Here is a 25,438-nt window from a genome sequence, read left to right on the forward strand (position 1 = left end):
CGAGCCGAAGGGCTCACAATTCCCCAGCGTCGCGCAGAACGCCGCGCGCTCGCATGTCGGCGTGTGCGGCGGCGACCGTCTCGCCGCTCTCTTTGGTGGATTCGAGCCACTTCACGTAGTTCGTCCACGTCCGGCGCAAATCGGTTCGCGGTTCCCATCCGAGCCCACGCAAACGAGAGAGATCTCCGATCGTATGACGCACGTCGCCGACACGGTAGCGGCCGGCGATCTCGGGCGCGCGCGGGACGTCGACGATCTCGTTCAACGTCTCGAGCACCTCCAGCACCGTCAAGCTGCGCGGGCCGCCGACGTTGTACGCGCGACCGGGAGCCTGCGCATGGTCGAGCGCGACGAGCGTCGCGGACACCGCATCGTCGATCGCAACGTAGTCGCGAAGCTGTCTGCCGTCTTCGAACACCACGGGCGCGCGCCCGGCGAGCAACTGCAAGCATGCCGAGCGAAGCAGCCCCGAGTAGGCGTTGTGAGGCGACTGTCCGGGACCGTGCACGATGGCATATCTCAGGGCGGCCGTCGGGATCCCGTGCTGCGCTCCGAGCGCGAGCGCGGCCGTCTCGGCGGCGAGCTTGCTGATCCCATAGGAGTTACGAGGAGCGACCATGTCCTCGCTCGTCGGCGCCGGCTCGACGCGACCGCCGCAGCGCGGACAGTGGACGTCCCAGTCGCCGCGCACGAGGTCTTCGGGCGCGCGCTGCTCGGGGACGACGACGCCGTGCTCCGCGCAACGCGCCGCGCCTTCGCCGTATACAGACTGGCTCGAGGCAACTACGACCCGGCGAACCGGCAAGCCCCGCTCCACGATCACCTCGTAGCAAAGCGCGGTTCCGGCCGCGTTCACCGTGAAGAAGCGCGAGAAGTCCGGCATGTAGTCCTGATACGCAGCCATGTGTACGACCGCGTCGATCCCGTCGAGGGCGCGCGCCCAATCGGGCTTCGTGCGCACGTCCCCGTGCAGGAACTCCGCAGCGCCCAGGTCCGGAATGACGCCGGGCACATGCACCGGTGCCGTCAGCGCGTCCAGAACGCGCACCCGGTCCCCGCGCGCGAGCAAACTCCGGACGACGTGCGATCCGATAAAGCCGGCTCCGCCGGTCACGAGCACGTTCATCGGCTCAGTGCCCCCGCGGGATCGCAAGGATCGTGTGCGCGATTAGTTTGACGTCTACCCAGATCGAGCGCCGCTCGATGTAGGCCATGTCCATGTCGAGCTTCTTCTCGAACGAGCACATGTCGCGCGACCAAACCTGCTGCAGCCCGGTGATCCCGGGCAAGACCGCCATGCGCGACTTGGCATAGTTGTCGTACAAGTCGAACTCGTAGTCCAGCGGAGGCCGCGGTCCGACGAAACTCATTTCGCCGCGAATCACGTTGATGATTTGCGGGATCTCGTCGATGGAGAACTTCCGCAGCCATGCCCCCACTCCGGTCACGCGGTCGTCGCCCAGCAGCTTGTAGACAACTTCGCCGTCCACTTCGTGCCCGCCGTTCTCGCGCACATAGCGCTCGATGAACTTGCGGTGCGCGCGATCGTCGCTGTCGATGCGCATCGAGCGGAACTTGTAGTACGTGAACGGACGGCAGTTCCGACCGTACACCGTCCCGCGAAACAGCACAGGACCGCGCGATTCCAGCTTGATCATGACGGCAGCAAAAGCCCACAGTGGGGACCCCACAACTGCGATCGCGAGCGCGAGCGTCAGGTCGATCGCCCGCTTGACGGCATCGTACATCGGGTGCCGACGCGAGACGTCCGCGGGGACGACGCGCGGCCTCGGGGTCGGAGCCGGTGCCGGGACGAACTCGTCGAGCGCGGGCAGCGACAAGGTGGCGGTCGCACCGCGCGCGACTGCTACGGCGCGCGAGGAAGGCGCGGGAGAATCCAGCAGCGTCGCGCGAGCAGCCGGGCGCGCGCGATCCGCGGCCAAAGAACGGCGCGCAGGGTCGTACGACGGCACCGGGGGCGCCGGTGGATACTGCGGCGCGCGAGGCTGCGAACCACGACCCGGCTCGTGCCCGTCGGGATACCGCTCCGGCACGTAAGAACGCGGAGGTCCATCGAGCCGCACGGCCGCGCGCGCGGCAACCGACGGCCGAGGCTGCGCGTGATGTTTCTGGGGACGCGGCGCGGCCGGAGCGCGACGGCGCATGGCGCGCCGCGCCGTGCGCTGGACGAGCGCGCGGTAGACCTGCGCGACGGACTGCACGGTGCGCTCGACGGGGAAGAAGTTCTCGGCCACCGCGGCGCCGGCTTCGCCCATCCTGCGGCGGAGCTTTCGGTCCGAGAGCAACCGGTCCATCGCATCAGCAAGCAAGTCGGGACGCGACGGCGTCACGATGAAGCCTGCGGCAGGCGGAACAATCTCCTGGACCGCCCCGCCGGCCGCGGCGATCACAGGCTTGCCGGCGGCCATGGCCTCGACAATCGCGCGTCCGAACGGTTCGGGTTCCGCTGAAGCGTGGACGAACACGTCAATGGCCGACATCGCCTCCGGTGCGGGCTGCCAACCGAGGAACGTCACACGGTCCTCGATCCCAAGCTCGGCCGCGAGCCGGAACAGATGCTGCTCGAAGGGCTCGTCCTTCTCGGGGAACAAAGCCGCCCCCGCGATTGCGAAGTGGGCACGCGGGTGCCGCTGGGCGACCATCGCCGCGGCGCGCAAGAAGACGTCTTGGCCCTTCCACGGAGCAATGCGCCCGACGATGCCGACGACCGGATCCGATGCCGCCACTCCCATCATCTCCCGCAGCGAACGGTCGGCGGCGGCATCCTGGAAGTCGCGAACTCGAATCCCGTTTGGGATCAATCGCACGCGGCGCAGCAACCGACGTCGACCGCGGAACGGCTCGGCAACGGCGCGCGACGGCACGATGATCGCGTCGGCCAGGTTCGCGCACGCGAGGAAGGCGTACTGCAGCCAGCCCTTAGGCAGGATGTCTCGCAGGTGCCAAACGATCGGCACGCGAGCCGCCTTGGCCGGAAGCAGGGCGATGAGGTGGGACTTCAGCGTGTTGGTGTGAACGATCCGCGGGCGAACCTCGCGGATGATCCGCCAGACCCGAAACGCCGCGGTCACAAAAGCGAACAGTCGAGCCACCGCGACGAGTGGATGGCGCGTGAGGGTGGCACGTGAGGTCTCGAGCAATCGTTGCGACATCGGGACCATGCGCACCAGCACGCCGCGCGCGCGCAGCGCCGCGGCCAGCGGTCCATCGGACGGCAGCACGACGACGGGTTCCACCGGACCCTCGCTGAGACCGGCGACGAGGTCGGCCAACGACTGCTCGGCCCCCGACATGCGGGGGACGTGATCCAGGAACAGGACCCGAACGGGTTGAACGTGCTGCTGTTTCATCTGCATTGTTAAACGAGTCTCGGCTGGGAAGTTGCGCCACTTCAGGGGCGCGAACCGAGAAGCGCGTATACGTCGAGGAGGGTTGCTCCCGCTGTGTCCCAGTTCATCCCGATAGCGATCTCTCGCGCGCGCCGGCCCATCGCATACGCGGCGGCAGGATCGAGGCGAATCTCATCGATCGCGCGGCGCAGCGCGTCGACCGAGTGCTCGCCAAGAACAACCCCGGCATTCCCGACAATCTCCGACGCACCGGCCGCTGCCGCAACGACCACCGGAAGGCCACACGCCATCGCCTCCAGTACCGCCATGCCAAAGGCGTCGTAACGGCTCGGGGCGATCAACAGATCCGCCGCCCAGTACGCCGCACGAACGTCCTCGATCTTGCCGGGCATCACCACCGGGAGCCGGCGCTCTCGCGCGAGCGCAGTCCATCGCCCGCCGCGCAAATCGCCGGCAACGACCAAGCGCTCCCCCGGCGGCGCCGCGGCAAGCGCCTCAAGCGCCAGCGGCAAGCCCTTGCGCGGGCCGTGCGGGCCTACGAGCGCCACAACGAATTCCTGCTGCGACAAAGCAAGCGCCGCTCGCGCGGCGGTGCGCTCAGCCTGGGACGGCGGTCGAAACCGCTCGGAATCCACTCCGAAACGCACGACGGTGATGCGCGCGGCGTCGACTCCGCGCGCGGCCAGGTCGCGCGCCGTTGCCTCAGAGTTCGCGATCACGGCGCGCGCCGCGCGCGCCTGACGGATCTCGAGGCGGGCCTTGAACCGCGTCGCAATCTCTTCGTTACGCCCGCGCGCGCCCGGCTCGCGCCAAGCTTGCGGCGGAAGATCGAGCCAGCGAGCGCTGATCGTGTGGCACATGATCACGTCGGCACGGCGCAGCGTGGTGCCGGCGTCGGCGTGGACGACGTCGTAGCGCGCGCGCCCGAGCATCGCGCCGCTTGCCCCCAGGCTCACAAGTTGGTTGGCGAACTGCCACGCCGGCAAGCGCGGAATGCGGTGCACTCGCACGCCGTCGAGCATCCCGAGCCCCGCAGGAGCGTTTCCGGCAAATACATCGACCCGATGGCCGGCAGCGGCGACGCGACGCAGCAACTCGGCGTTTGCGCGCCCTTGACCTTCCTGCATTCCCAGGCTCGGAACCACGAACGCGATGCGCATCAATGATTCCCGTCCGTCGCCGCAGTGGCGCGGTGACGGCGACGGCGCGCGCACCGAAGGCAAGTCCCGGCACCTTCCACAATCCCGCGCAAGTTGTGGGCGAACACATCCTCGGAGAACTGCTCGGCGTGCGAACGCAACGCTACGGGGTCGAACCGCCGGGCGTCCGCGCGCGCAACGGCGCGCGTAATCGCTCCGGCCGACTCCTCGGCAAACAAAACGCCGTTCACGCCGTCGGTCACCGTCTCGAGCGCACCGCCCTTGGAAAACGCGACGACCGGCCGTCCGGCGGCGTTGGCTTCAAGGGGCACGATCCCGAAGTCCTCCTCGCCCGGAACAACAACCCCCCGACACTCCGCGTACAGCCGAACCAGGGCAGCATCGTCCAGGGCACCCATGAACCGTACCGTCGGACCCGCAATCGACTCGAGCGAAACCCGCGCAGGTCCATCTCCGACGACAACCAGGGATCGTCCCATCGTCGTGAACGCCTCGACGGCCAGATGCATGTTGCGGTGCGGCATCAGCCTGCCGACCATCAAGTAGTAGTCGCCGGTACGCGGTGCGATCGCAAAGCGGTTCACTTCAACCGGCGGATGCACCAGGACCGAACGGCGACCGTAAATCGCTTGGATCCGGCCGGCCGTTGCCCGCGAGTTGGCAACGTACACGTGCGCGCGCGCCGCGGCGGCGCGATCGGAACGACGCAGCGCGGCAAGAGCGAGCGGCAAGGCGGGGCGGCTCCACCCGGGAGCCACAGCGCGGTGGTCGTATCGCTCGTCCCACAAGAAGCGTGGTGGCGTGTGGCAGTAGACGATGCGGCATCCCGCGCGCGGCCGAACGTGATGAGCGAACCCGGCGCTCGAGCACACGACGACGTCGAACCCCTCGATGCGCAGACTCCGCATCGCGCGGCCGAACAGCGGCAGCAGGCGGCGGAACTCGGCCGGATCCCCCCTGAGCCGCTGCAGGCGCGACGTGCGTACGTCGATGTCGGCAAACTCAGGGAAAGTGGCCTCGGGGTAGTACAGCGACGTGAAGACCGGTGCATCGGGCCACATCCGGTGCATCGCGAGCGTGACCTTCTCGGCCCCGCCGCGGTTGACGAGGTAGTCGTGCACGATCGCGACCTTCACCGCGGCGCCTCTGCGCGGCGTGCCGTCGTTTCCAGGATGTCCTCCATCCGATCGACGAACGCGGCCCACGACCGCTCGCCGGCGGCCATGGCGCGCGCTTGGGAGCCCAATCGAGAAGACAGCGCGCCGTCCTCCAGGACGCGACGAAGGACTCGCACGACCGCCGCGTTGTCGTCGGGATCGACCAGCAGTCCCGTCTCGCCGTCGCGAATGGTCTCGGGGACTCCCCCGGTCGCTCCGGCGACGACCGGCAGTCCGTAAGCGCACGCTTCCAGCAGAGCGATCCCGCCGCCTTCGACTCCGGCCGCGCGCCCGCGCACCGACCGCGAAAGCAGCGCGAACGCATCGGCCGACGCGAAGTGCACAGCCAGATCGTCGTCGGAGACTTCACCGGCGAAAACCACGCGCGACGCGACGCCGGCGGCCGCCGCAACCGACTCGAGTCCCGCGCGCGCCGGACCCTCGCCGACGATGACAAGCCGAACGTCGTCGGGCAACTCCCCGACCGCACGGATGAGCCTGTCGTGGCCCTTGTGCTCGGCAAGGCGAGCCACCGACAGGATGATGCGTCTGCCCCCCAGGCGCGCGCGGAACTCCTCGACCGTCCGAGGATCGACCGACACCGCCTCGGGCGCTCCAACCGGCAACACGACGACGCGCAATGGGTCGGCCCCGAGCGCGACGGCTTCTGAGCGCGTGAAACGGGAATTGGCCACGACGCGATCCGCGCGCGGCAGCACGACTCGGGCGACGCGGCGGATGCGGGGCGCGCGCAGTTCGCCTCCGTGGCAAGCGACGACGACCGGCGCGCGCCGGCCCAGCATTGCTCCGGGCGCCGCCATGGTGTGCAGAGCCAGGACGACGTCGGGCTTCCATTCGCGAATCTCGCGGCGCGCGGTCAAGGCAATGGTCGGAACGAATCCGCGCCGCCCCGGCATAACCGCGTGCACGCGGCGCACCGCAGTGCCCAACCCGGCATCGACGGCGGCAAATCCGGGATCGGCCGGCGCTACGACGCGGAACTCGGTCCGGCGCGCGCGCGCCAGGATCTCTCGGGCCATCGTTTGGATCCCGCCGCGGGTGGGCGGGAAGTCCATCGTCAGCAGCAGGGCTCGGATCTGGTCGGTGCCGTCACGGGTCACGCCGGCAGCGTACCGTCCATCAAGCCGCGATCGCGCAAACGTTTGTATGCGCCGTCGGATGCACCGATAAGAAACCAGATGAGCGGGGTGATGGCGTACTGACCCCCGATCAGCCATGCCCCGATCGACGTCACCGCCATCGCCCAGATGGCAATCCACACCGGACCGGGCAACGCACGTCGAACGCGCGACGCCTGCACAACCGCGACCACGATGGCCAGGACGTACAAGATCCCGCCGGGAATCCCAAGGGAAAGGAACGCGTCGCCGATGTCCAGCTCGGTCCCGGCGGACCGGCCTCCGAACTTCGCGGCGCCTCGCGTGGCCGAGCCGGTCCCAAGGCCGATCGGCTGGTGCGAGATCGCGTAGGAGATCCCCGCCGTCCCGGACTCGAAGTGGATCGGCAGCGTGGACTTCGAGCGGTCGAAGGGATCACGCAGCGCCCGCAACTGCTGCTCGATCAGCTGGGCGGCACCCGACTCTTTCTCCTGAATAGTGGAATCACTCGAGGTCGTCGCCGACCACCCGACGGCGAGCGTGACCAGGATCATGGCGACGCCGGTAGCCAACACCCGGTTGCGAACGCGCGCCGCGATCAGGACCACGACTGCCAGGGCAATCTTCACGGTGAACCCGCGGGATCCGGTCAGGAACCCGGCGTAGGCAATAACACCGACGACGGCCGCCAACAACAGCCGCCGGGCCTTGGGAGCAAACATCAACATCGCCAACGCAACCACGAAAGCGTAGTGCGCGTAAGCGGCGTACTCGGCCGAGTTGTTGAAGAAGGAGAAGGGGCGCGTCGTAGAACCAACGGTTGCGGCCGTATAGCCTTGGGAGCCGAGCCAAGTCTTCTCGAATCCGCGGAATCCGACGAACACCTGGACGAGACCGTAGGCCGCCGCCAAGGTGCCCATCACCAGCACGATGCGCACGACCTTGTGCGTGAACTCGAGGTCCGCGATCGACCGTGCGACGAAGAAGAAACTGATTGGAATCAGGTTGATCATGACCCCGGTCAACCCGACCAGCAGGTTGCCCTGCCCGGGATTGAAGACCTGAATCAATCCGACCACGAGCAGCAGGAAGACGATCTTAGCGAGCGTCGTACCGGTGAAGTCCATCTCGCGCTTGAGCATCAGCGACACAAAGACGGTAACCGCCACCGACGAAGTCACCAGCAGCAGCGGGTCCAACGCGGCAGCGCCGGTCGCCGAGACGAACATGTGACGCAACGTGCCCATCAGCGGGAGCAAGATGAAAAGGCCGAGCACGGCCGAGCGCGGGCGCTCCAGGGCGGGGATCGCCAAAACGACCATCACGACGATAGCCACGGTGACGCGAAGCATCGGTCCACCGACGACAATCTGGCGCCCGAGGAACACCGCCCCTACCGCAAGCAGGGCACTCCAGACCAACGCCGCATTCCGGCGCGTCGAAAGCGTTTCGGTGCCGATCATCACAGTCTCTCTTGGAAAACGCTCAGGAGGTCGTCTCCGATACGCCTCCACGAGAAGAACCGGTCGCCGACCTCACGACCGGCCTCACCGATTCGGCGGCGCGCGGCCGGACCGGCCGCCAATTCCATCAGCGTGCCGGTAAGCCGCTCACCGCCACGCTCGATCAGCCGGACGCTGACGCCGTCGGCAAGTTGCGGCGCCGCGTCGGGACCGCGGTAGGCCACGACCGGGATGCCGTGGGCCAGCGCGGAAAGCAGTGACGAATGCCTGCCGGCTGCGGGACCCGCGGGGTCGGCATGGAAATAGACGTCGGCGGCCCGCAGCGCCGCGGACAGGTCCGCGCGCGCGACCGTGCCGGTCACCACAACGCGCGCCGCCACTTCAGAGGGAATGTCGAGGGGGCCGGCGTTGCCGGCGAGCAGCAGCCGCGCGTCGATGCCGCGCACCCCCAGACGCGCGATCGCGTCGTACACAGGAGCCAGATCGCGGCCGGGACCGGCGCTGCCAAGGTGTGCGATGACGAAGGCGTCGCGGGGAATTCCCCAGCGTCGGCGGGGATCGCCGGATGCGTCGTCAGGCTCGATCGTGGGCCCGGCCGAAACCCGACGTAGCTTCACGTGTCCAAAGCGCGCAAGTTCAGCCTCGCGCTTCTCGGTGGTCACGATCCAGCGGGAGGCGGCGCGAAGCACGCCGATGGCTTGAAGCCGCTGCCCTAGCGCCCACGCAAATCCACGCGCGCCGTCGCGTCCCCACGGAAACCACAACTCGTGAAGGATTAGAACCAGGGGGGCGTGGGAGGCAAGGGCGCGCGCCAGACGTCCGGCGCGCGGCGCGAGGCCGTGGCTGCCGATAGAGAACGGGTTGTACTCCCAGACGATGACGTCGGGATTCGTCGCGCCGACGGCTGCGGCGATCGCGGGAAACCCCTTGGAATCCCAGCGCTCCACGACCCCGTGAACCGAGAACGTGGGCCGGGCATCGGATCCCTTGGGGCACACGATGCTGATCTCGGCGCCGCGAGAAGCGAGTTCGGCGGCCATGCAATCGGCATGGTCGCCGATGCCCCCGACGTCGGGCGGGAACTCCTCGGTCAGAACCGTGATTCGCATCAGCGAGACCTGCGGGTCCCCGCCTTCGAGCCTGCCGGTCCGGCGGCGCGCGCGCGCGACCCCCCGGCGCGCGCGCGAGCACTGCCGGATCCGTTTGTCGCCGTTCCGGAACGTGTAGACCGAGTCGACGTCGATGCCTTGGCCTTCGTACCCGCAACTCGTGCAGCCGGCTTGGCCTTCGACCCCGCACCAACGCGGCTGGTGGGCTTGGGCGCACGCTTCGTCGCCGCCTGAGCGCGCGGTCGAGCGGGAGCCGTCCCCGGGCGCGCGGCTGAAACCTTCTTCGCCGGTCGGCTCGAAGCGGAGCGCGTGCGGGGCGAGGTGTACGCGGTGGCCGTCAGAACCTCCTCGGTGTACCAGTTCTCATGGGCTCCGGCATCGTAGGCGCCGCCCCAGGTCCCGTACGGCATCATCGAAGGGAGATCCTCGCCGTAGCCGTCGCCGGGCGCGCGCCCGATCATGTCCTCGGACCCCACCAGCACGGCACCCAACACGCGCGCGCCGGCTGCGGCCAACTGCTCTTTGGCTTCGTTGGCGTGCGCCCGATTGGTCTGACCGGCCGAGACGACCAGCAGCACGCCGTCGGCGTAGGCACCAAGGATCGATGCATCCGCAGCGGCGAGCACCGGCGGGGAGTCAAGCAGAACGACATCGGCCCAGCGGCGCGCGCGCCGCAGCGTGAACGCCATCTCCTCGCTGGACAGCAACTCACCGGGGTTTCCGATCATCGGGCCACAGGGCAGCACGAAAACCCCGTCCATCCCAGGCGCGGGGCGCACGGCTCGCTCAAGCGGAACCTGGCCGCGAACAACGTTTGCGAGACCGACGGAGTTGGCGATACCGAAGGCCTCGTGAGTGCGCGCGCCGCGAAGGTCGCTGCCGATGACCAGAACCGACCGGCCGGACTCGGCGAATGCGCCCGCGAGCGACACCAGCGTGGACGACCGACGCTTGGCCATCGTAGAGGTGATAAGGAGCACGCTCTTGTCTTGCGGGACGCCCATCGACGCAAGCGTTGCGCGAAGCGTGCGCGCCGCTTCAACCGTGGCGCCACTGGACTCACCGAACCCGTCGTAGTCCTGTTGGGCCGGCAGTGCGGCAAGAACCGGCAACCCCAGCTCGCGCTGAGTGGACTCCTTGTCCCGCATCGTGTCGTCAAGGTACTCGCGCACGAGCGCGATTCCGATCCCGAACATCAGACCGACAATAAGTCCGAGCAGCAGCGTGCGCCGCTGGTCGGATCCGACGCGCACCCCTCCGGCAGAGGGGCTCGTCAGCTTGCCGCCGTCTTCGATTCCGGAGACCAGCGCGTTCTGCAAGCCGGTCGCCGTGCGCTGCAGATCCCCGATCGTTGAAGCGAGCTGGTCACGACGAATCTGCATCTCGATGATGCGGCCCTGGTCGGTTCCCTCACGAGCGGCGTCGAGCCGCGCCTGCACGGAGATGTACTCCTTGCGCGTATCAACCTGAGCGGCATTGTTTTGCTCGAGAAGTTGAGCATAGAAGTGCCTGGCGGCTTCCTTCTTGAAGTCGATGTACGCCTCGCCGACGGCGTTGCAGATCGCCCCCGCGCGCACGGCCGGATCGTAGGACTTCTCGCCCGGCGCGGGCGGCGTCGTAGCCACCTTGATGCTGAAGAACTGAGTGTTCGGCTGGATCGTGGCGTTGATCTTCCCCTGCACGGCTTGCGCCGGAATTCCAAGCTTCTTCGCGGCGGCCGCGGCGATTTCCGGACCGGCGAGGAAGTGAACGTTGGAGTTCAAGTCACCGACCGTCTCCACAGGCTTGGAGTTCGGATTGGTGGGGTCGGAGTTGACGGCTTGGAACAACACCTCGCATGCAGCCACGTATTGAGGTGTGGAACGCATCGACCCGAAGAACGCCGTGACCATGACGATAACGATCGCCGTGATCACAGTCTTCTTGCGCCTCAGGACGACGCGTGCGAAATCCTTGGGTTCCACCGTCTACTCCAACGAGGATGGGAGTGCTTCCGGAATGCCTTCGTCATGGTGTCTTGAGAAACGCGCTGCCCCCGAGGATTACTCGGGGGCAGCAAGCCGGCGTGCAGACCTAGAGGGAGGGAGGGAGGGAGGCACGCGGCGCCGGCCGTTTTCTCAAGTTCCTAGGCGAAAGCTGGCTGCAACTCTGCCGGAACCGAAATCTCGTCGAGCATAGAGTCGAGCGCCCGATCGCGAATCCGGTAGCAGTTCGAGCGAGACAACGAGAGTTCCTCGCAGATCTCACTCACCGGCAGATCCATCACGTACCAGAGGGTCACCACCGCGCGCTCCCGCTCGTCGAGCGAGGAAAGGCGGCTCAGCAGTTCCGAACGAAGATCCACACTGTCGAGGAATCCCCGGCGGAACGGGTCGGCGTCGATGTCGGTCGTCTTGCGCGAGGCAAGCATTACCGAACACGACCTCGGGTGGTAGTAGTCCCGATAGGCCTTGAGAGCCTTTACGACCTGACCCACTGTCTCGAACATCGTCCGCTCGCTTTCTCGTTTCGAACCTGCCCGAGAAAACGACCGCCTCGCGTGCGATGTTGCAGGTCACGCGGTTCTTTTTATGCGGTCGAATCAGGCCGATTCATCAGACGAGTGAGCGAAACGGGCACAAAAAAAGTCCGGCGTACCGGACGAAGGAAACCGAACCGATCTAGACGACGTGCGCGATGCCCGGGCGCTGCGCCTGCTCCACGTCGGGAACGACTTCGCGCAACGCTTCCCACACCGCACTCGCCATGAACCGACGGTGCCCGCCGAGTGTGCGGATGTACGGGAGCTTGCCGGCGTCGGCCCAGCAGCGAACGGCTCGATGCGAAACGCGGAACAGCATTGCGACTTCACCGGTCGTAAGCAACGCGTCCTCGCGCCGGTACCCGTTCTGCATTGCGACGGCCTGACGACGGAGCCTCTCTATGAGCCGCTCGCGCGTTCCGCTGGTGTACGGGGTCTTTCCCATGACTGAACTTCCTTCCTGCCCTGTGCGGGCATTCACCGTCGCGAACGGCGAGCGGTGGTGAGCGGGCGCCGGATGGTCACCCGCAGCCCCCCGGCCCTTCCGGGGGGAAAACGCAGGGGACGCTTTCGCGTCCCCCGGCAGCTCTTGGAACCAAAAACGCCCGGGGGATTCCCGGGCGTCTGCGTTACCGTTTTCTCACACTAGTTGCCTTGTACTAGTTCACCGCTTCGATCGTCCCACGTCAAGGGTCCGGCGCGTACTTTTTTCTTCACTTTTCCAAGCAAAAGCGGGCATTCCGGAAGCCGCATGACTAGAAGATTCGAACCTGTCGGCATCTACGAACCCGCAGGTCCTTGACAAGTGACTAGTCATTGTTTGCCACACACCACCGCTTCGCTTCCCAGGGTGAATCACCCGTTCGGGCCATGCAGCATTCGCACGGGATGTCGTTTCTGTAGCTGAACGTGCAGACACTCGAGGGAGTGAGGGAGATGACACACAGCGCGCAGTTCGCCGCCCAGGCGTGGAGGGAACGCCAAAGGCGCCGCGTCGCCGCGGCGGTGCTGGACCGGGTAGCGGACGCCGCGCTGGCGGCAGGTGGCGCGGTCGTAGCAAACACGGCGCTGGCACTCCAACTCGGCCTTCCGGCCGGCGGTGGCGGAATCGCACTCGGCGCAGGGCTCCTCGCCGCGGGGATCTACTGGATGATGCGCGGACGTCACTGCGGAATCCCGCGACCGGCGTACTCGGTTCGCACTTCGGTTCCACGCCCCTCGATTCCGGTCACGGCGACCGCAACGGCCGCCCGGGCACAACATGTGTATGACGCCGCATAGCTAACCCCCCAACAGAAACAGGCCTTCCGGACGCGGAGGGCCTGTTTCTTGCGGAATCAGCCGCCTCAGCCGCCGAGGCGCTCGCGGAACCACCGGATGGTTCGCGGCAAACCTTCGCTCACTTCAATCTTCGGCTCCCAGCCGAGCAATGCGCGCGCGCGCGCAATGTTGGGACGTCGCACCGTCGGATCGTCGACCGGGCGCTCCGTGAATACGACCTCACTCGTCGATCCGGCGAGCCGGACGATGAGACGAGCCATCTCCAGCACGGTCATCTCACTGGGGTTCCCAATGTTGACCGGCTCGTGAACCCCTGAAGCAAAGAACAGCCGCAGGATTCCCTCGACCAGATCATCGACGTAAGTGAACGACCGCGTCTGAGAACCGTCTCCGTGAACGGTCAACGGTTCTCCGCGCAGCGCCTGGGACACGAACTGCGGGATCGCGCGCCCATCGTTGGGGCGCATCCTCGGGCCGTAGGTGTTGAAGATCCGCACGATACGCGTGTCGAGTCCGTGGATACGGTGATACGCCATCGTCATCGCCTCGGCGTACCGCTTGGCTTCGTCGTACACGCCGCGCGGACCGACGGGGTTCACGTGCCCCCAGTAGGTTTCCGGCTGCGGGTTGACCTCAGGATCGCCGTAAACCTCCGACGTGGACGCGATCATGAAGCGCGCGCCTTTCGCCTTCGCGAGTCCGAGGGTATGCCACGACCCCAGGGCTCCGACCTTCAGGATCTGGATCGGGTATCGCGCAAAGTCCACCGGAGATGCCGGCGACGCGAAGTGCATGACCCCATCGACCTCGCCGTCCAGATACAGCGGCTCCGAGATGTTGTGTTCGATGAACGTGAACTCGCCGAGGGCCGAGAGCATCTCAACGTGCTCTCGGCGACCGGTGATCAGGTTGTCGACGCAGACGACCTGATGGCCGTCCCCCAACAGACGTTCGCACAAATGGGAGCCGACAAACCCGGCTCCGCCCGTCACGACAATTCGCATATCGGGCGAGCATACCGGGTGCCCCGGTATCCGGCGCACGCGGACAGAGACGCGGACCAAACACAGAGCGAGCGGAGCCCGAATACCGGATTCCGCTCGCCCGTCGTGGGGTCTTTCAGGATTAGCCTGCGGCGTCGCGCGCGCGGCCGGCCGACAGCACGACGCGCGTCGGGTCGCCGAAGGCGTATCCCCATGAATGCAGCCGGCCGCGGCCGTCAACCCAGTATCCGCTGCCGTCTTCGACCATCAGCAATGCCTTAGCGTCGGCCGTAGAGCTGCTCCAGCTGTTCGAGCGCGTCGCAGCGCCACCGAACGGGTACATCGACCCGTAGTTGCTGAGCACCCAACCGGACTGCCCGTTGGAGCGCAGCACGACCGCAACAGCCCGCACGCGCGATGACATCTTGGGCGCGCTGATCGCCTTGGGCATCGCGTAGTTGCCCACCGCGAAGGGATGGAGCCGACCGTAGGCGTCCAAGACGTAGCCGCCGCGCAAATTGGGGAGCATCACGATGTCGCGGGCGTAGTCCTTTCCGGCCCAGGTCTTCGACGTCCGGACGCTCGGTGCGCCCCCGAAGGGGAACACTCGTCCATACATGTCGACGACGTAGCCGGTCGTGGTGGTCCGAAGAGCAATCCCACGCGCGCGGTCGGCGCCGAGTCCGGTCGCCTGCGGTTTGGTGGGCACAGGCTCGTCTCCGACGGCAAACGGATAGACGCCGCCCTTGGAAACCAGCACATATCCCGCCCTGCCGTCCTTGCGAAGAGCGATTCCGCGAACGGAGTCCTTGCCGATCGCAGGGGTGCCGACGTTGTCGTTCGCCGAACCAAATGGAACCAGACGACCACCGGCGTCGGCGACGTACCCCGAAACCCCGCGAATCAGACGCGATGACACCGTCCGGGCACTCCGGCCGACGGCGTCCGCGGCGGTCACCCGCACGTAGGAGCGCAGACTCGTCCCGCTGGGAACACTCCACTGTTCCTGCCCGTCATCGGCACGTGAGTAGTCCCCTGCGTTGATCGCGCTCCACGACTTGCCGTCCGGCGAGTATTCGATGGTCATCGGCTCGGCGACGCGATCGACGGAAGCATCCGAGACGTTCCACGTGATCGCGTAAACGCCGCCTGCCGGCACGAACGGATCGGCAGCCGGAGCGGTGATCGTTACGACCGGAGGCGACGAGTCGATCGTGAAAGCCGTCGCCGAGGCGTCGTATGCCTTGTTGCCGGCCGCATCGACTGCCACGGCACGCACCCGAGCCCGGTTTGCGTCGATCTCCGGCACCGTCCATTGGCGCGCGCCGGCAGCGTCGGGAATCCCCGACAGAACCGACCCAGCGTAGGTCGCTCCATCGTCTGTCGAGTACTGCAGGTCAACATGGTCGAAGTCGGCGTCGCTGGGGGCGCTCCACTCGACGGCGAGGGTGTCCCCGCCACCCACGACGTCCCCGCCGCCCGGGGCGACGAGATCCACCGCGACGGGCGTGTAATCGGCGGCGACGGTCGTCCCGGACGCCGAGACCGAACAGTTGCCGGCGTCGTCGCACAGCCGCATCGTCAGCTCGTGAGCCCCCTCGGGTATCGCGGCGGCGAGAGCATCGGCGTCCGCGAATGCAGCGGTGGCAGTCACCGACGTCGCCGAAGGAACGACCACCTCGCTCAGGGCGACCGGAGACATCGGCGCTCCATCCAGAAGGACTTCAGCCCGACCGAACTCAGCGTCGCCGGCGTCGACGGCCGCGGTGAGCGAGAAGGCTCGCGTGAACATGTTCAGCGTCAGCGCCGGAACCGACTCGCCGGCAGGCACGCTCGCCAGGAAGGAGTTCAATACCGGAGCAACCGGTGCGATCGTGTCGATTTCGGTCGGCAAAGATGCCGTCGTCATCGAGTTACCGCGAAGATCGCGCGCCGCAGAGGCGTGAACCTCTACCGCGCATCCACGCGACTGCGTGCAGTCGGATTCGGAGACCGTGACCGAGCCGTCCCAGACCCTCGGGTTGTCGTTTCGCCAGCCATTCGTGTGATTCGCGTCCGCAACCGAGGTCACCGCTGCGATCCCGAGCGCGGCAACCGGCTCCGTCGCCGAGTCCATGTCCTCGGAGAACGTCGCAGTCACGGTGGACGTGCGAGCGCCGAGAGGCGCCGTCGGAGAAACCTCAATGACTGCAACGGGGCTCGCGGCGTCGGTCACCAAGCCGGCAGGCAAAGACTGTGCGGTGGTAGCGTTCCCCGCGGCGTCCGCGATGCTCTTGGCCGCCGTGTACTCAATCGCCTTCGCGTCGGTCCCCTCGATCGGACCCACTGCCAGGGTAAGCGTGTCGGCGGCGGTGGCCGCCGCGCTCGACGCCGTCTCCCCGGCTACGGCGAAAGACGCTGCGATCCCGTCGGGCACTGCGCCGATGTCTTCGCTGTAGTGCAGAACAACCGTGTCGATCCTGGCGTCGCCGTCGGAATCATCCGCAATTGCGGAAGAAATCCGGGGCGCCGCTCCGTCGTCGGTCGCGAAAGCGGCCGTCACCGGCACCTGATTGCCTGCGGCGTCGGTCGTGGCTCCCGAACCCTGCGTCGCGTAACGAAGGTACGGCAATGTGCCGGTATCCGCGGTTTCGCCTTCGAGAAAGTCGATGGCCAACACATCGGCCGGAGCTTCGATCGAGAAGCCGTTTGCCGCGCGCCCGTCGAGCGTCCAGCCTGCGATCGACGCGACTGCGATCGGTTCGGTGAATCTGACCCGAAGGCGATTGATCAGCCCATTGCCGTCGCTGTCGACGGTCGTAGCTCCGACGTAGCGTGGAGCGACTCCATCGGTCACCGTCGCCTGGAAGGAAGCAATGCAGGCGCGGTAGGCACCACCCGTGGGGACGAGGGCCTTCAGCCCGGAGCCCACAGTGCCGGTTCCTTCATTCGCGCACGAAGAAGGACGGGCGTAGGAAACCTGAGGCGTGACGGCGCCATCCCACGCGGTCTCGGCAGCCGGCGCGATACGCACGAGGAAAGCGGCGTCGTTGGCGGCAGCACCGGTGTCGACCGTCTCGGTGTCCACGATCACGTCCTGACCGCCGACCGTGACTCCGATGCGCGCGAGTTGGCCGGCGATCGTCCCGTCGTCGATCTTCCCATCAAACGTCAATTCGATCGCGTCCGCGATGCCGTTGGCCGAACCTCCCGAGCCGTCCACGGTGCGCGCCGAAAGCAGCTGTGCGTCGCCGGGATGAACGTAACGAGCCTGCGCCCTCGCGGCAGGGAGGTCTTGGCCTGCAGCTCCGTTGCTCGCGGCATCGGTGATCAGCGACGTGCCGGTGCCTGCAATACCAAGCGTGCACCCGAGCGGAACAGCAGGGAATCGATACGCCGTCGGAGGCATGGCGTTGCCGGTATTGGCAGTCACCGTCCATTCGGCGAGGTAGGAGGATCCGACGGGAGAAACGGGATCATTACCACTTGTTGGTTGAGGGAAGTTGAACTTGCCGGGCGTCCCGTCTCCGTCTGCGCAGCCGCTGCCGAGGTTGTTGAACTGCAGCGCGCGCTCCAGATTCGTCCAACGCCCAAGTGCCCCAACACCGGTCAACGTCGCGGGCTCGGAGAAGTTGAGCACCAGTCGCTCCCCCACCGTCGCGAAGATTCCGGCGGTACCACGATCGAACGCCGTCGCCGACAGCAGAACCGGTCCGGCGCCGTCGGTCGCAGGTGTCGAGGAGTAGTCGCTTAGCTCCAGGTTGGTCTCACCGGGAATCGTAGCGACCTTCTGTGCCCCGCCACCGCCCGAGACGTACGAGACGGCCGGCATCGCTGCGGTGTCGGGCACGGCGCCGAATGCCAGGCCGATCGACAGAGTCGTGGAGTTCGTCCATACGAACGATGAGATCCGATACCCGACGACGCGGAATCCCGGCTCGCCCGGACCACCGGACTCCCGCGGAGTCGCTGCGGTGTCCATAGTGGCGCTGAAGGTCACCGAGATATGGTCAATGTATCCATCGCCGTTGTCGGCCGTGCGGGCGCTCAAGATCTTCACCAGCGTATTGGGCGCCGCCCGGCCCGCCGTCATCGACAACGTACTGGCGGCCGCCAGCGCCGCCGCCAGCGCGAGCATCCTCATCATCCGGCCACGAACTGTCGGCAGCCGGCGGAACGCAATCATTCGGAGAATCGAGTTCACGACACTTCACCCCACGATCGGTGTCCTTGCTCAATGACAACGAGCGCAGACTTGTGGGGTTTCACCGCGTTTTCCGCGTGGAATGTCCGCAACGCCGGACTGCTCCCGGTGCGCACAGGGACTCGCGACGCATTCCGGACCGCGACGCGAAAGGATTGCGGCGAATTGTGCGCGTCCCGCAGATCTACGGTCGGACGGAGGTCATGTCGCTACCGTCCGACGCCTTCGTACGTGAAGCCCATCTGGCGCAGAAGGTGCGGATCAAGCAGATTGCGCGCGTCTACGACCGCCGGCCGCTCCATCACGTCGCGCAGCCGTGGGAAGTCCAGCCACCGAAACTCATTCCACTCGGTAAGAACCAGCACAACGTGCGCGTGTTCTGCCGCCTCGATCGGTCCGGGAGCCCGTTCGATGCCGAGCGATTCGTAAGCCGCGTCGCCCACGACCGGATCGTAGGCCCGCACGTGCGCACCACGCTCGACCAGCAGTCGAACCACCTCGATTGCCGGCGAGTCGCGCACGTCGTCGGTGTTCGGCTTGAAGGACAGCCCCCACACCGCCACGGTCTTACCGTGGATGCCCCCGGCCAGCCGCTCCACCTTTGCGGCGATCACGCGGTGCTGCGCCTCGTTCACCTCTAGGACTCCGCGCAGCAAGTGGAAGTCGTAACCGCCCCCCTCTGCCAGCTTGATGAGCGCGCGCGAGTCCTTCGGCAGACACGACCCTCCAAACCCGGGCCCCGGCTTGAGGAACTCGAAGCCGATGCGCGCGTCGTAGCCCATGCCGAGCGCGACGTCCTTGACGTCGGCGCCGACGACGTCGCAAATATTGGCGATCGCATTGATGAAGCTGATCTTGGTCGCGAGGAAGGTGTTCGAGGCGTACTTGATCATTTCGGCCGTCGCCGAGTCGGTGACGATCAGCGGCGCGCCGAGCGGGCGATACAACTCGGTCAACGCTCCAGCCGCTCGCTCGCTTGCCGTTCCGATTACGACACGGTCGGGATGCAGAAAATCGAACACCGCGCTGCCCTCCCGCAAGAACTCGGGGTTCGACGCAATGTCGAACTCCACGCTCTCGGGTAGTTGTTGCGCGATGATGCGCTCCACGATCCGCGACGATCCAATAGGCACCGTGCTCTTGTTGACGACCACGACGTACGAGCGGATGTGGCGCGCCACTCCCGCCGCGACCGCCTCGACTCGGCTGAGGTCGGCGCTGCCGTCCTCGGCGGGCGGAGTCTGCACGCAGATAAAGACGAACTGCGCACCGGCCATCGCTTCACCAAGGTCGGTCGTAAAGCTCAGTCGCCCCGATTCCAGCCCGCGCGCCACAACTTCTTCCAATCCCGGCTCGTAGAACGGAACCTCTCCGCCCCGCAGCTTCGCGACCTTCTCGACATCGATGTCCACGCACGCGACTTCGTGTCCGAGATCAGCGAAGCTCGCGCCGGTGACCAGTCCGACGTAGCCGGTTCCCACGATCGCGATACGCATCACTGCCTCCGTACCCGCGCGCGCCAGTAGTCCAGTGTGTCCTTCAGCGTCGTTTCGAAGGGAATCTTCGGCTCCCAGCCTGTCTCGGTGCGAAACTTTGTTGAGTCCGACTGCAGCACATCCACGTCGGAGGGGCGCAAGCGGCTCGGGTCCACACGGATCTCGAAGTTCAGGTCGCTAAAAGACAACAGCGTGTCGAGAACCTCGCGGATCGACCAGGCGATGCCGGTTCCGATGTTGTACACCTCGCCGGGCCGGCACATCTCAAGCGACAACACGTAAGCCTCGATGACATCGCGCACATCGGTGTAGTCGCGCCGGGCGTCCAGATTTCCCACCTCAACGATCGCCGGACGCAAACCCGCCTCGGCCTCGGCGATCTGCTTCGCGAAGTTCGACGTCACGAAGACCTCGCCGCGCCGCGGCCCTTCGTGGTTGAACGCGCGCGTGCGCACGATCCACAGCCCGTACGAACGAAAGTACTGGAATCCCATCAGGTCTTGCGCGACCTTGCTTACCGCGTACGGACTCATCGGACGCAAGGGGTTGTCCTCGGTGATCGGTAACTCATGGGGGTAGACGAGTCCATACTCCTCGGACGATCCCGCAAGCTGCACGCGCGCCGGAAGCTTGGACTCGCGGATCGCCTCCAGCAGGTGCACCTGAGACTGCACGTTCGTCGTCAACGTTTCGGCCGGGGCGGACCACGACGCATGCACGTAGCTCTGGGCTGCCAGATGGAAAACCCGCTCGGGACGGAACTCCCCAATCACCTGGCGCACCGCAGTGCCGTCGCGCATGTCGCACTCGAACAGCGCGATCCGATCACGCACCCCGGCGATGTTGTCGGTCTGGCTGCGCCAGCGCATCGTGCCGGCCACCTCGTGTCCGAGGCCCAAGCAATACTCGGCAAGGTGACTGCCGGCAAAACCGGTCACTCCGGTGATCAGAACCCGCATGTCATTCCTTTCGGCACGAATGCCCCCCGAGCGTAGACGCCGTGCCAAACCGGCGGCAACGGTCTCAATCAGGGTCAACCAGGATCAATTGCCCGCCACGCCTCACGCAAGCGTGACGCCCACAACTTCACGGTCGTCCTCGACCCGAACTCCGCGGCCGACAATGCTGTCGCGCACGACCGCACGCTCGCCGATTTCCGCTTCTTCGTGGATCACCGAGCGCTCGATGCGCGCGCCGGCTCCGACCAGCGCTCCCGCCCCAAGGCACACCATCGGTCCGATAACGGCCCCCGGCCGCACCGGCGCGTGGTCCAGCAAACAGGGAGCCTCGATTGTTGTGCCGTCCGCAAAGGACTGCGACTCCGCAATGATCCTGCCGCCGACCTCCACATTGGACCGGCCTGAAAGGATGTCGAAGTGCGCCTGCAAGTACCGCTGCGGCGTCCCGATATCGATCCAGTACGAATCCGACTGGAACCCATACATCGGCTCTCCGCGCTCCAGTAGCGATGGGAACACCTGATACTCAAAGGACCACTCGGTGTCGGGCGGGATGTCCGCCAGCACGCGAGGCTCAAGAACATAGGTCCCGGCGTTGATCCATCCGCCGAGCGCAGCGATCTCCGGCGGCGGCTTCTCAACGAAGCGCTCGATCCGCCCCTGGGCGTCCAGTGGAACCAGTCCGTAGGCGCCGGCGTCGGCAACATGTGTCAGCGCGATCGACAGCGCCGAACCGCGCGCGCGATGGAACTCGACCATCGCCGAAACGTCGAGGTCGGTCAGCACGTCGCCGTTGAAGACGATCGCAGTGTCGTCGAGATCCTCCAGGCGGCTGCGCACCGCCCCCGCCGTTCCCAGCGGATGATCCTCAGTCGAGATCTCCACCTTGACCCCGATCTCGGCCGCGCGCGGGATGAACGTCTCGAACTCGGCGGCAAGGTACCCGGTCAACAAGACCGCCTCGGAGACACCATGGCGTGCGAGAAGTCGCACCTGGTGCTCAAGAAACGGACGATTCGCGATCGGCATCAGCGACTTCGGAACGTGATCGGTGAGCGGACGCAGCCGCGTGCCGAAACCCCCCGCAATAATGAGCGCTTTCATCGAGTCGCAAGGATATCCGGCAATGCGACCGAAAGGGCGCGCATCCAGACGGGAAGCGGTTCGAATCCGGCCGCAGCCCACGCGCGCCCTTCCAGGGGCGCGTTCTTCGGGCGCGCGGCCGGACGCGGCGAGGCCTCGGCCGTCGAACATGCCCTCACGAGCGCCGGGTCTTTTCCGGCGCCCCGCAGAACCGCCCGCGCGAAATCGGCGCGAGACACCGCGCCGCGACTCGCGACGTGGAAGATGCCCGGCGTTGCGCGCTCGACGAGGGACACCAGCGCGCGCGCAAGGTCGCCCGTCCACGTCGGCGACCCGATCTGGTCATCCACAACATCCAAAGTGCCGCGTGACGCTGCCCGAAGGATTGCCGTCACGAAGTTCCCCGCAGGCTCCCCGTTGGCCACGCGCGCGCCGTACAGCCACGCCGTCCGCGCGATCGCCACGCGCGCGCCGACATCCAGAGCCGCGCGTTCAGCGTCGAGTTTGGTTTGCCCGTACACCTGCAGCGGGTTGGGAACGTCGTCCTCGACGTACGCGCGGCCGAGCATCCCATCGAAAACGTAGTCGGTGCTCACTACGACGACAAACGCATCGCGCGCGGCCGCCGCGACATTGCGGGTGCCCTCGACGTTGACCAGGCGCGCGCGCTCGGGATCACGCTCGCATCCGTCCACGTCCGTCCAGGCCGCACCGTGGATTACCGCGTCCGGCCGGAACGAATCGACCAGCGCGCGCGCGGCGGCGGCGTCGGTAACGTCCAGAATCGCCCGATCGGCAAGCAAGGTCTCGTGGCCGCCGAACGCCAGCGCCAGATCATGCCCCAGCTGACCTCCGGCGCCCGTCACCAGGATTCGCACGTCCGATCCTCTCCCTCCGCCGACGGCACGCGGCGCAATCGTACTGAGAATCCAGGGCTGGACGTGACCTTCGGGCGCGCGCCCGATCACTCAGGCGTTGATCGTCATGCCAATCAGTCGACCAATGCCGTAGGTGAGTCCCGCCGCAGCGAGTCCGAAGGCGAGAGAGCGCAGTCCCGAGCGCAACACGCTTCGGCCGGTGAACAACGTGATGGCCGCACCGATGCCGAAGAGCCCGGCGGCACCGCCGGCGAGGGCGATCGCGATCGCGGACGTGCCCGACAGGAATACAAACGGGATCACCGGGATCACCGCTCCCGCCGAGAAAAGCACAAACGAGGTCCCCGCGGCCGTCCACGGTGAACCGCCCAACTCGTCGGGATCGATCCCCAGCTCCTCGCGTGCCAGAGTGTCCAGCGCCGTTGCGGGATCGGCAATTATGCGCGCCGCCAGCTCTCGCGCCTGTGCCTCGGGGAGTCCCTTCGCCTGGTAAATCAAAGCCAGTTCGTGCTCCTCCTCCTCCGGCGCCGCCTCCAGTTCCTCTGCTTCGATCTGAATCTCGCGCTCGTACAACTCGCGAGAACTCTGCACCGAAAGCCACTCCCCGAGCGCCATCGATCCGGCCCCCGCCAGAAGCCCGGCGATGCCTGCCACGAGCACCGTCTTGTTTGCGAGATTGGCGCCGGCCACGCCCATCACGAGGCTCAGATTGGATACCAGGCCGTCGTTGGCGCCCAGCACCGCCGCGCGCAGCGCGTTGCCTCCTCCCGAGCGATGGCGCCCCTCCATGCGGGCAATCGCACTGCCCTGCACGCCTCCGTTCGCAAGTGTCCCGAGCAGACGTGCGTGGGAACGCTCCTGCTGGGACATCGTCGCCGACGCCTCCGGCTGGTCGTCGTACACCCTTTGCGCCGCAGTCTCTTGCGCCGCAAGCGAGGGGATCACGAGTTTCGGGCCGTACCGGCGCGCGAGCCAGGCCAGAATGCGCGCGCGCCGGCGCGGGCGCGGGGCGGGAACCCTCGCCCCAGCAGCCTCAAGCCGGTCGACCCACACGCGCGCATGGGCCTCCTCGGTCTCGGCGAGGCGCCCGAACAACTCCGCCAACTCGGCATTCTGCTCGGAGTCGGCGACGGCGCGATAAATGAACGCGCTGTCGATCTCCTCGTGGTAGTTGTCCCGATACCTTTCGAGATCCGGCTTCTCGGTCACGACATCACCTCTTGAGCGAAACGAAACCGCACCCGCGGGTATGCCCGATACTGAAGCCCATCCGAGTTACTGCCGGCAAGTTGTGTCGATAACCGACTTCTCCGGGGTCGGGCGTTTCGACGGCGGAGGCTTCGCGCCCGGCGACGGCGGCGGCTTCAGGAAGTTGGTTCCGATCGTCACCACGACATCGACCGATTGCGACGATGTCGCGATCTTCACTTGGGAACCTGGATACTGCTTGCGCACCAACTCGGCTTTGAGTTCGTCGCCGACGACGTAAGTGATCACGGTGCGCGGCTGCACATCTGCCGTGCCCGTCGAGCGAATCCGATATCCGAGCTTGCGCAAGACAACCGCTTGCCTGCCCGCCAGGCCGTTCTCGCCCGTGCCGTTCATGATCTTGAGGCTGACATCCGCCGGCTCAGGAACCGACTGGCTGGTCTTACCGTACGGAGGCAGATCCGCATCGGCCTCGATCGCCTCGAACAGCGCCGATGCCTGCCGTTCGTTTGCCACGACGTAAGAGACGCCGCCGACATACTGCGGCGTACCCGGATACATGCGGAAGTCGATGCGCTTCTGGTCGAATCCGGCGAGTTTGTTCGCGATGGCGCGCGCCAGCCCCAGGTCCACACCCGTGTCGTAGCGAAGCCCATTGCCGACGGCCCTGGACAGCGACGTGACCTTCCCCGGATTCAGCAGGAAGCTGACGCCCTTCACCTTGCCCAGAAGTACGCGGATAAAGCGCTGCTGCGTCTGAATCCGTCCCAGGTCCGCGCTCGCGTAGATATGGCGCGCACGCACAAACGACAAAGCCATATCGCCGTCCAGCTTCACGCAACCGCTTTGATTGATCTCCAGGCCGGAGCGGCGATCGCTGACCGGTTCATCGAAATATACGGTCACGCCTCCGACGGCATTCACGATCGTGCGGAAACTGTCGAAGTTCACCTCGACGTAGTGGTGAATGTTCGAACCGGTGAGCTGAGACACGGTCTTGATCATCAGGTTCGGGCCACCGAAGGTGTACGCGCTGTTGATCTTGCCGGTCCCCCGGCCGGGGATCTTGACCCGAAGGTCACGGGGGAAGCTGACGACGACGGCCTTCTTCCCGTCGGCATCCATATGGATGAGCATGATCGTGTCGGCGCGCTGCCCGCTGCCGCCCTTGAACTGCCGCGCATTGCGATCCCCGTCGTCCACGACGTCGCGCCGGTCGCTGCCCAGAACCAGGATGTTCATCGGGCCCTTGGGCAACGGCGGAACGACGTCGATGCCCTTGTCCTGTCCGCGCCTGATATTCTCGCGCACCTTCAGGAACGTGACGGCCTGCGTGCCGACGAATCCGACGCTAAGCACGAGGAACACGACAAGCCCGGCTTTAAGCGCGCGCTTCGCGCCCCGCGGGCGTCGTCGTGGAACGTCAAGGTTCTTAAGGCCGTCGTACATGTGAGTGTCCGGAGTGTA

Annotated in this window: 19 protein-coding genes; 1 reads left to right on the forward strand and 18 read right to left on the reverse strand. The window is 66.4% G+C overall.

Annotated elements, in window-relative coordinates:
• Nucleotides 1-13: 13 nt before the first annotated feature.
• The 10 genes from WDA27_08660 to WDA27_08705 form a co-directional block, all read right to left on the reverse strand.
• On the reverse strand, nucleotides 14-1,126 hold the full coding sequence (locus WDA27_08660) for an NAD-dependent epimerase/dehydratase family protein (protein ID MFA5891004.1): 1,113 nt from the start codon (nucleotides 1,124-1,126) through the stop codon (nucleotides 14-16).
• Between the two features lie 4 nt (nucleotides 1,127-1,130).
• Nucleotides 1,131-3,371: a sugar transferase gene (locus tag WDA27_08665; protein MFA5891005.1), complete on the reverse strand. Its 2,241-nt coding sequence runs from the start codon at nucleotides 3,369-3,371 to the stop codon at nucleotides 1,131-1,133.
• A 41-nt stretch (nucleotides 3,372-3,412) separates the two neighbouring features.
• Nucleotides 3,413-4,531: a glycosyltransferase family 4 protein gene (locus WDA27_08670; GenBank protein MFA5891006.1), complete on the reverse strand. Its 1,119-nt coding sequence runs from the start codon at nucleotides 4,529-4,531 to the stop codon at nucleotides 3,413-3,415.
• Entirely contained in the window at nucleotides 4,531-5,667 is a 1,137-nt protein-coding gene (locus WDA27_08675) for a glycosyltransferase (protein MFA5891007.1), read from the reverse strand. The genes WDA27_08670 and WDA27_08675 overlap by 1 nt, the downstream gene beginning before the upstream one ends.
• Entirely contained in the window at nucleotides 5,664-6,809 is a 1,146-nt protein-coding gene (locus WDA27_08680) for a glycosyltransferase family 4 protein (GenBank protein MFA5891008.1), read from the reverse strand. Before WDA27_08680 ends, WDA27_08675 begins: the two co-directional genes overlap by 4 nt.
• Nucleotides 6,806-8,269, reverse strand: coding sequence for a hypothetical protein (locus WDA27_08685; GenBank protein MFA5891009.1), 1,464 nt, complete (start codon nucleotides 8,267-8,269; stop codon nucleotides 6,806-6,808). Before WDA27_08685 ends, WDA27_08680 begins: the two co-directional genes overlap by 4 nt.
• Entirely contained in the window at nucleotides 8,269-9,378 is a 1,110-nt protein-coding gene (locus WDA27_08690; GenBank protein ID MFA5891010.1) for a glycosyltransferase family 4 protein, read from the reverse strand. Before WDA27_08690 ends, WDA27_08685 begins: the two co-directional genes overlap by 1 nt.
• Nucleotides 9,378-11,342 (reverse strand): hypothetical protein, encoded by a 1,965-nt coding sequence (locus WDA27_08695; protein MFA5891011.1) that lies wholly within the window; start codon nucleotides 11,340-11,342, stop codon nucleotides 9,378-9,380. Before WDA27_08695 ends, WDA27_08690 begins: the two co-directional genes overlap by 1 nt.
• A gap of 161 nt (nucleotides 11,343-11,503) precedes the next feature.
• Nucleotides 11,504-11,866 (reverse strand): sigma factor-like helix-turn-helix DNA-binding protein, encoded by a 363-nt coding sequence (locus WDA27_08700; GenBank protein MFA5891012.1) that lies wholly within the window; start codon nucleotides 11,864-11,866, stop codon nucleotides 11,504-11,506.
• A gap of 172 nt (nucleotides 11,867-12,038) precedes the next feature.
• Nucleotides 12,039-12,344, reverse strand: coding sequence for a MerR family DNA-binding transcriptional regulator (locus WDA27_08705; GenBank protein ID MFA5891013.1), 306 nt, complete (start codon nucleotides 12,342-12,344; stop codon nucleotides 12,039-12,041).
• Between the two features lie 482 nt (nucleotides 12,345-12,826).
• Between WDA27_08705 and WDA27_08710 the strand changes: the two genes are divergently transcribed.
• Nucleotides 12,827-13,180: a hypothetical protein gene (locus tag WDA27_08710; GenBank protein MFA5891014.1), complete on the forward strand. Its 354-nt coding sequence runs from the start codon at nucleotides 12,827-12,829 to the stop codon at nucleotides 13,178-13,180.
• Nucleotides 13,181-13,245: 65 nt separating this feature from the next.
• Here WDA27_08710 and WDA27_08715 read toward each other — a convergent pair whose 3' ends face one another.
• From WDA27_08715 to WDA27_08750, 8 genes are all read right to left on the reverse strand, one after another.
• Nucleotides 13,246-14,184, reverse strand: coding sequence for a UDP-glucuronic acid decarboxylase family protein (locus WDA27_08715; GenBank protein MFA5891015.1), 939 nt, complete (start codon nucleotides 14,182-14,184; stop codon nucleotides 13,246-13,248).
• 121 nt (nucleotides 14,185-14,305) lie between these two features.
• A complete protein-coding gene (locus WDA27_08720) occupies nucleotides 14,306-18,346 on the reverse strand; it encodes a hypothetical protein (GenBank protein MFA5891016.1) in 4,041 nt (1,346 codons plus the stop codon).
• A 209-nt stretch (nucleotides 18,347-18,555) separates the two neighbouring features.
• Nucleotides 18,556-19,842 carry a UDP-glucose/GDP-mannose dehydrogenase family protein gene (locus WDA27_08725; protein ID MFA5891017.1) on the reverse strand — a complete coding sequence of 429 codons (1,287 nt, stop codon included), beginning with the start codon at nucleotides 19,840-19,842 and terminating at the stop codon, nucleotides 18,556-18,558.
• Nucleotides 19,842-20,801: a GDP-mannose 4,6-dehydratase gene (locus tag WDA27_08730; GenBank protein ID MFA5891018.1), complete on the reverse strand. Its 960-nt coding sequence runs from the start codon at nucleotides 20,799-20,801 to the stop codon at nucleotides 19,842-19,844. The genes WDA27_08725 and WDA27_08730 overlap by 1 nt, the downstream gene beginning before the upstream one ends.
• 102 nt (nucleotides 20,802-20,903) lie before the next feature.
• On the reverse strand, nucleotides 20,904-21,905 hold the full coding sequence (locus WDA27_08735) for an NDP-sugar synthase (GenBank protein ID MFA5891019.1): 1,002 nt from the start codon (nucleotides 21,903-21,905) through the stop codon (nucleotides 20,904-20,906).
• Entirely contained in the window at nucleotides 21,902-22,762 is an 861-nt protein-coding gene (rfbD, locus tag WDA27_08740; protein MFA5891020.1) for a dTDP-4-dehydrorhamnose reductase, read from the reverse strand. Before rfbD ends, WDA27_08735 begins: the two co-directional genes overlap by 4 nt.
• A 90-nt stretch (nucleotides 22,763-22,852) precedes the next feature.
• On the reverse strand, nucleotides 22,853-23,971 hold the full coding sequence (locus tag WDA27_08745; GenBank protein ID MFA5891021.1) for a VIT1/CCC1 transporter family protein: 1,119 nt from the start codon (nucleotides 23,969-23,971) through the stop codon (nucleotides 22,853-22,855).
• A gap of 66 nt (nucleotides 23,972-24,037) precedes the next feature.
• Nucleotides 24,038-25,420, reverse strand: coding sequence for an LCP family protein (locus WDA27_08750; GenBank protein MFA5891022.1), 1,383 nt, complete (start codon nucleotides 25,418-25,420; stop codon nucleotides 24,038-24,040).
• Nucleotides 25,421-25,438 lie beyond the last annotated feature (18 nt).

This window comes from Actinomycetota bacterium (genome assembly GCA_041658565.1).
In the GTDB taxonomy this organism is placed as follows: domain Bacteria; phylum Actinomycetota; class AC-67; order AC-67; family AC-67; genus JBAZZY01.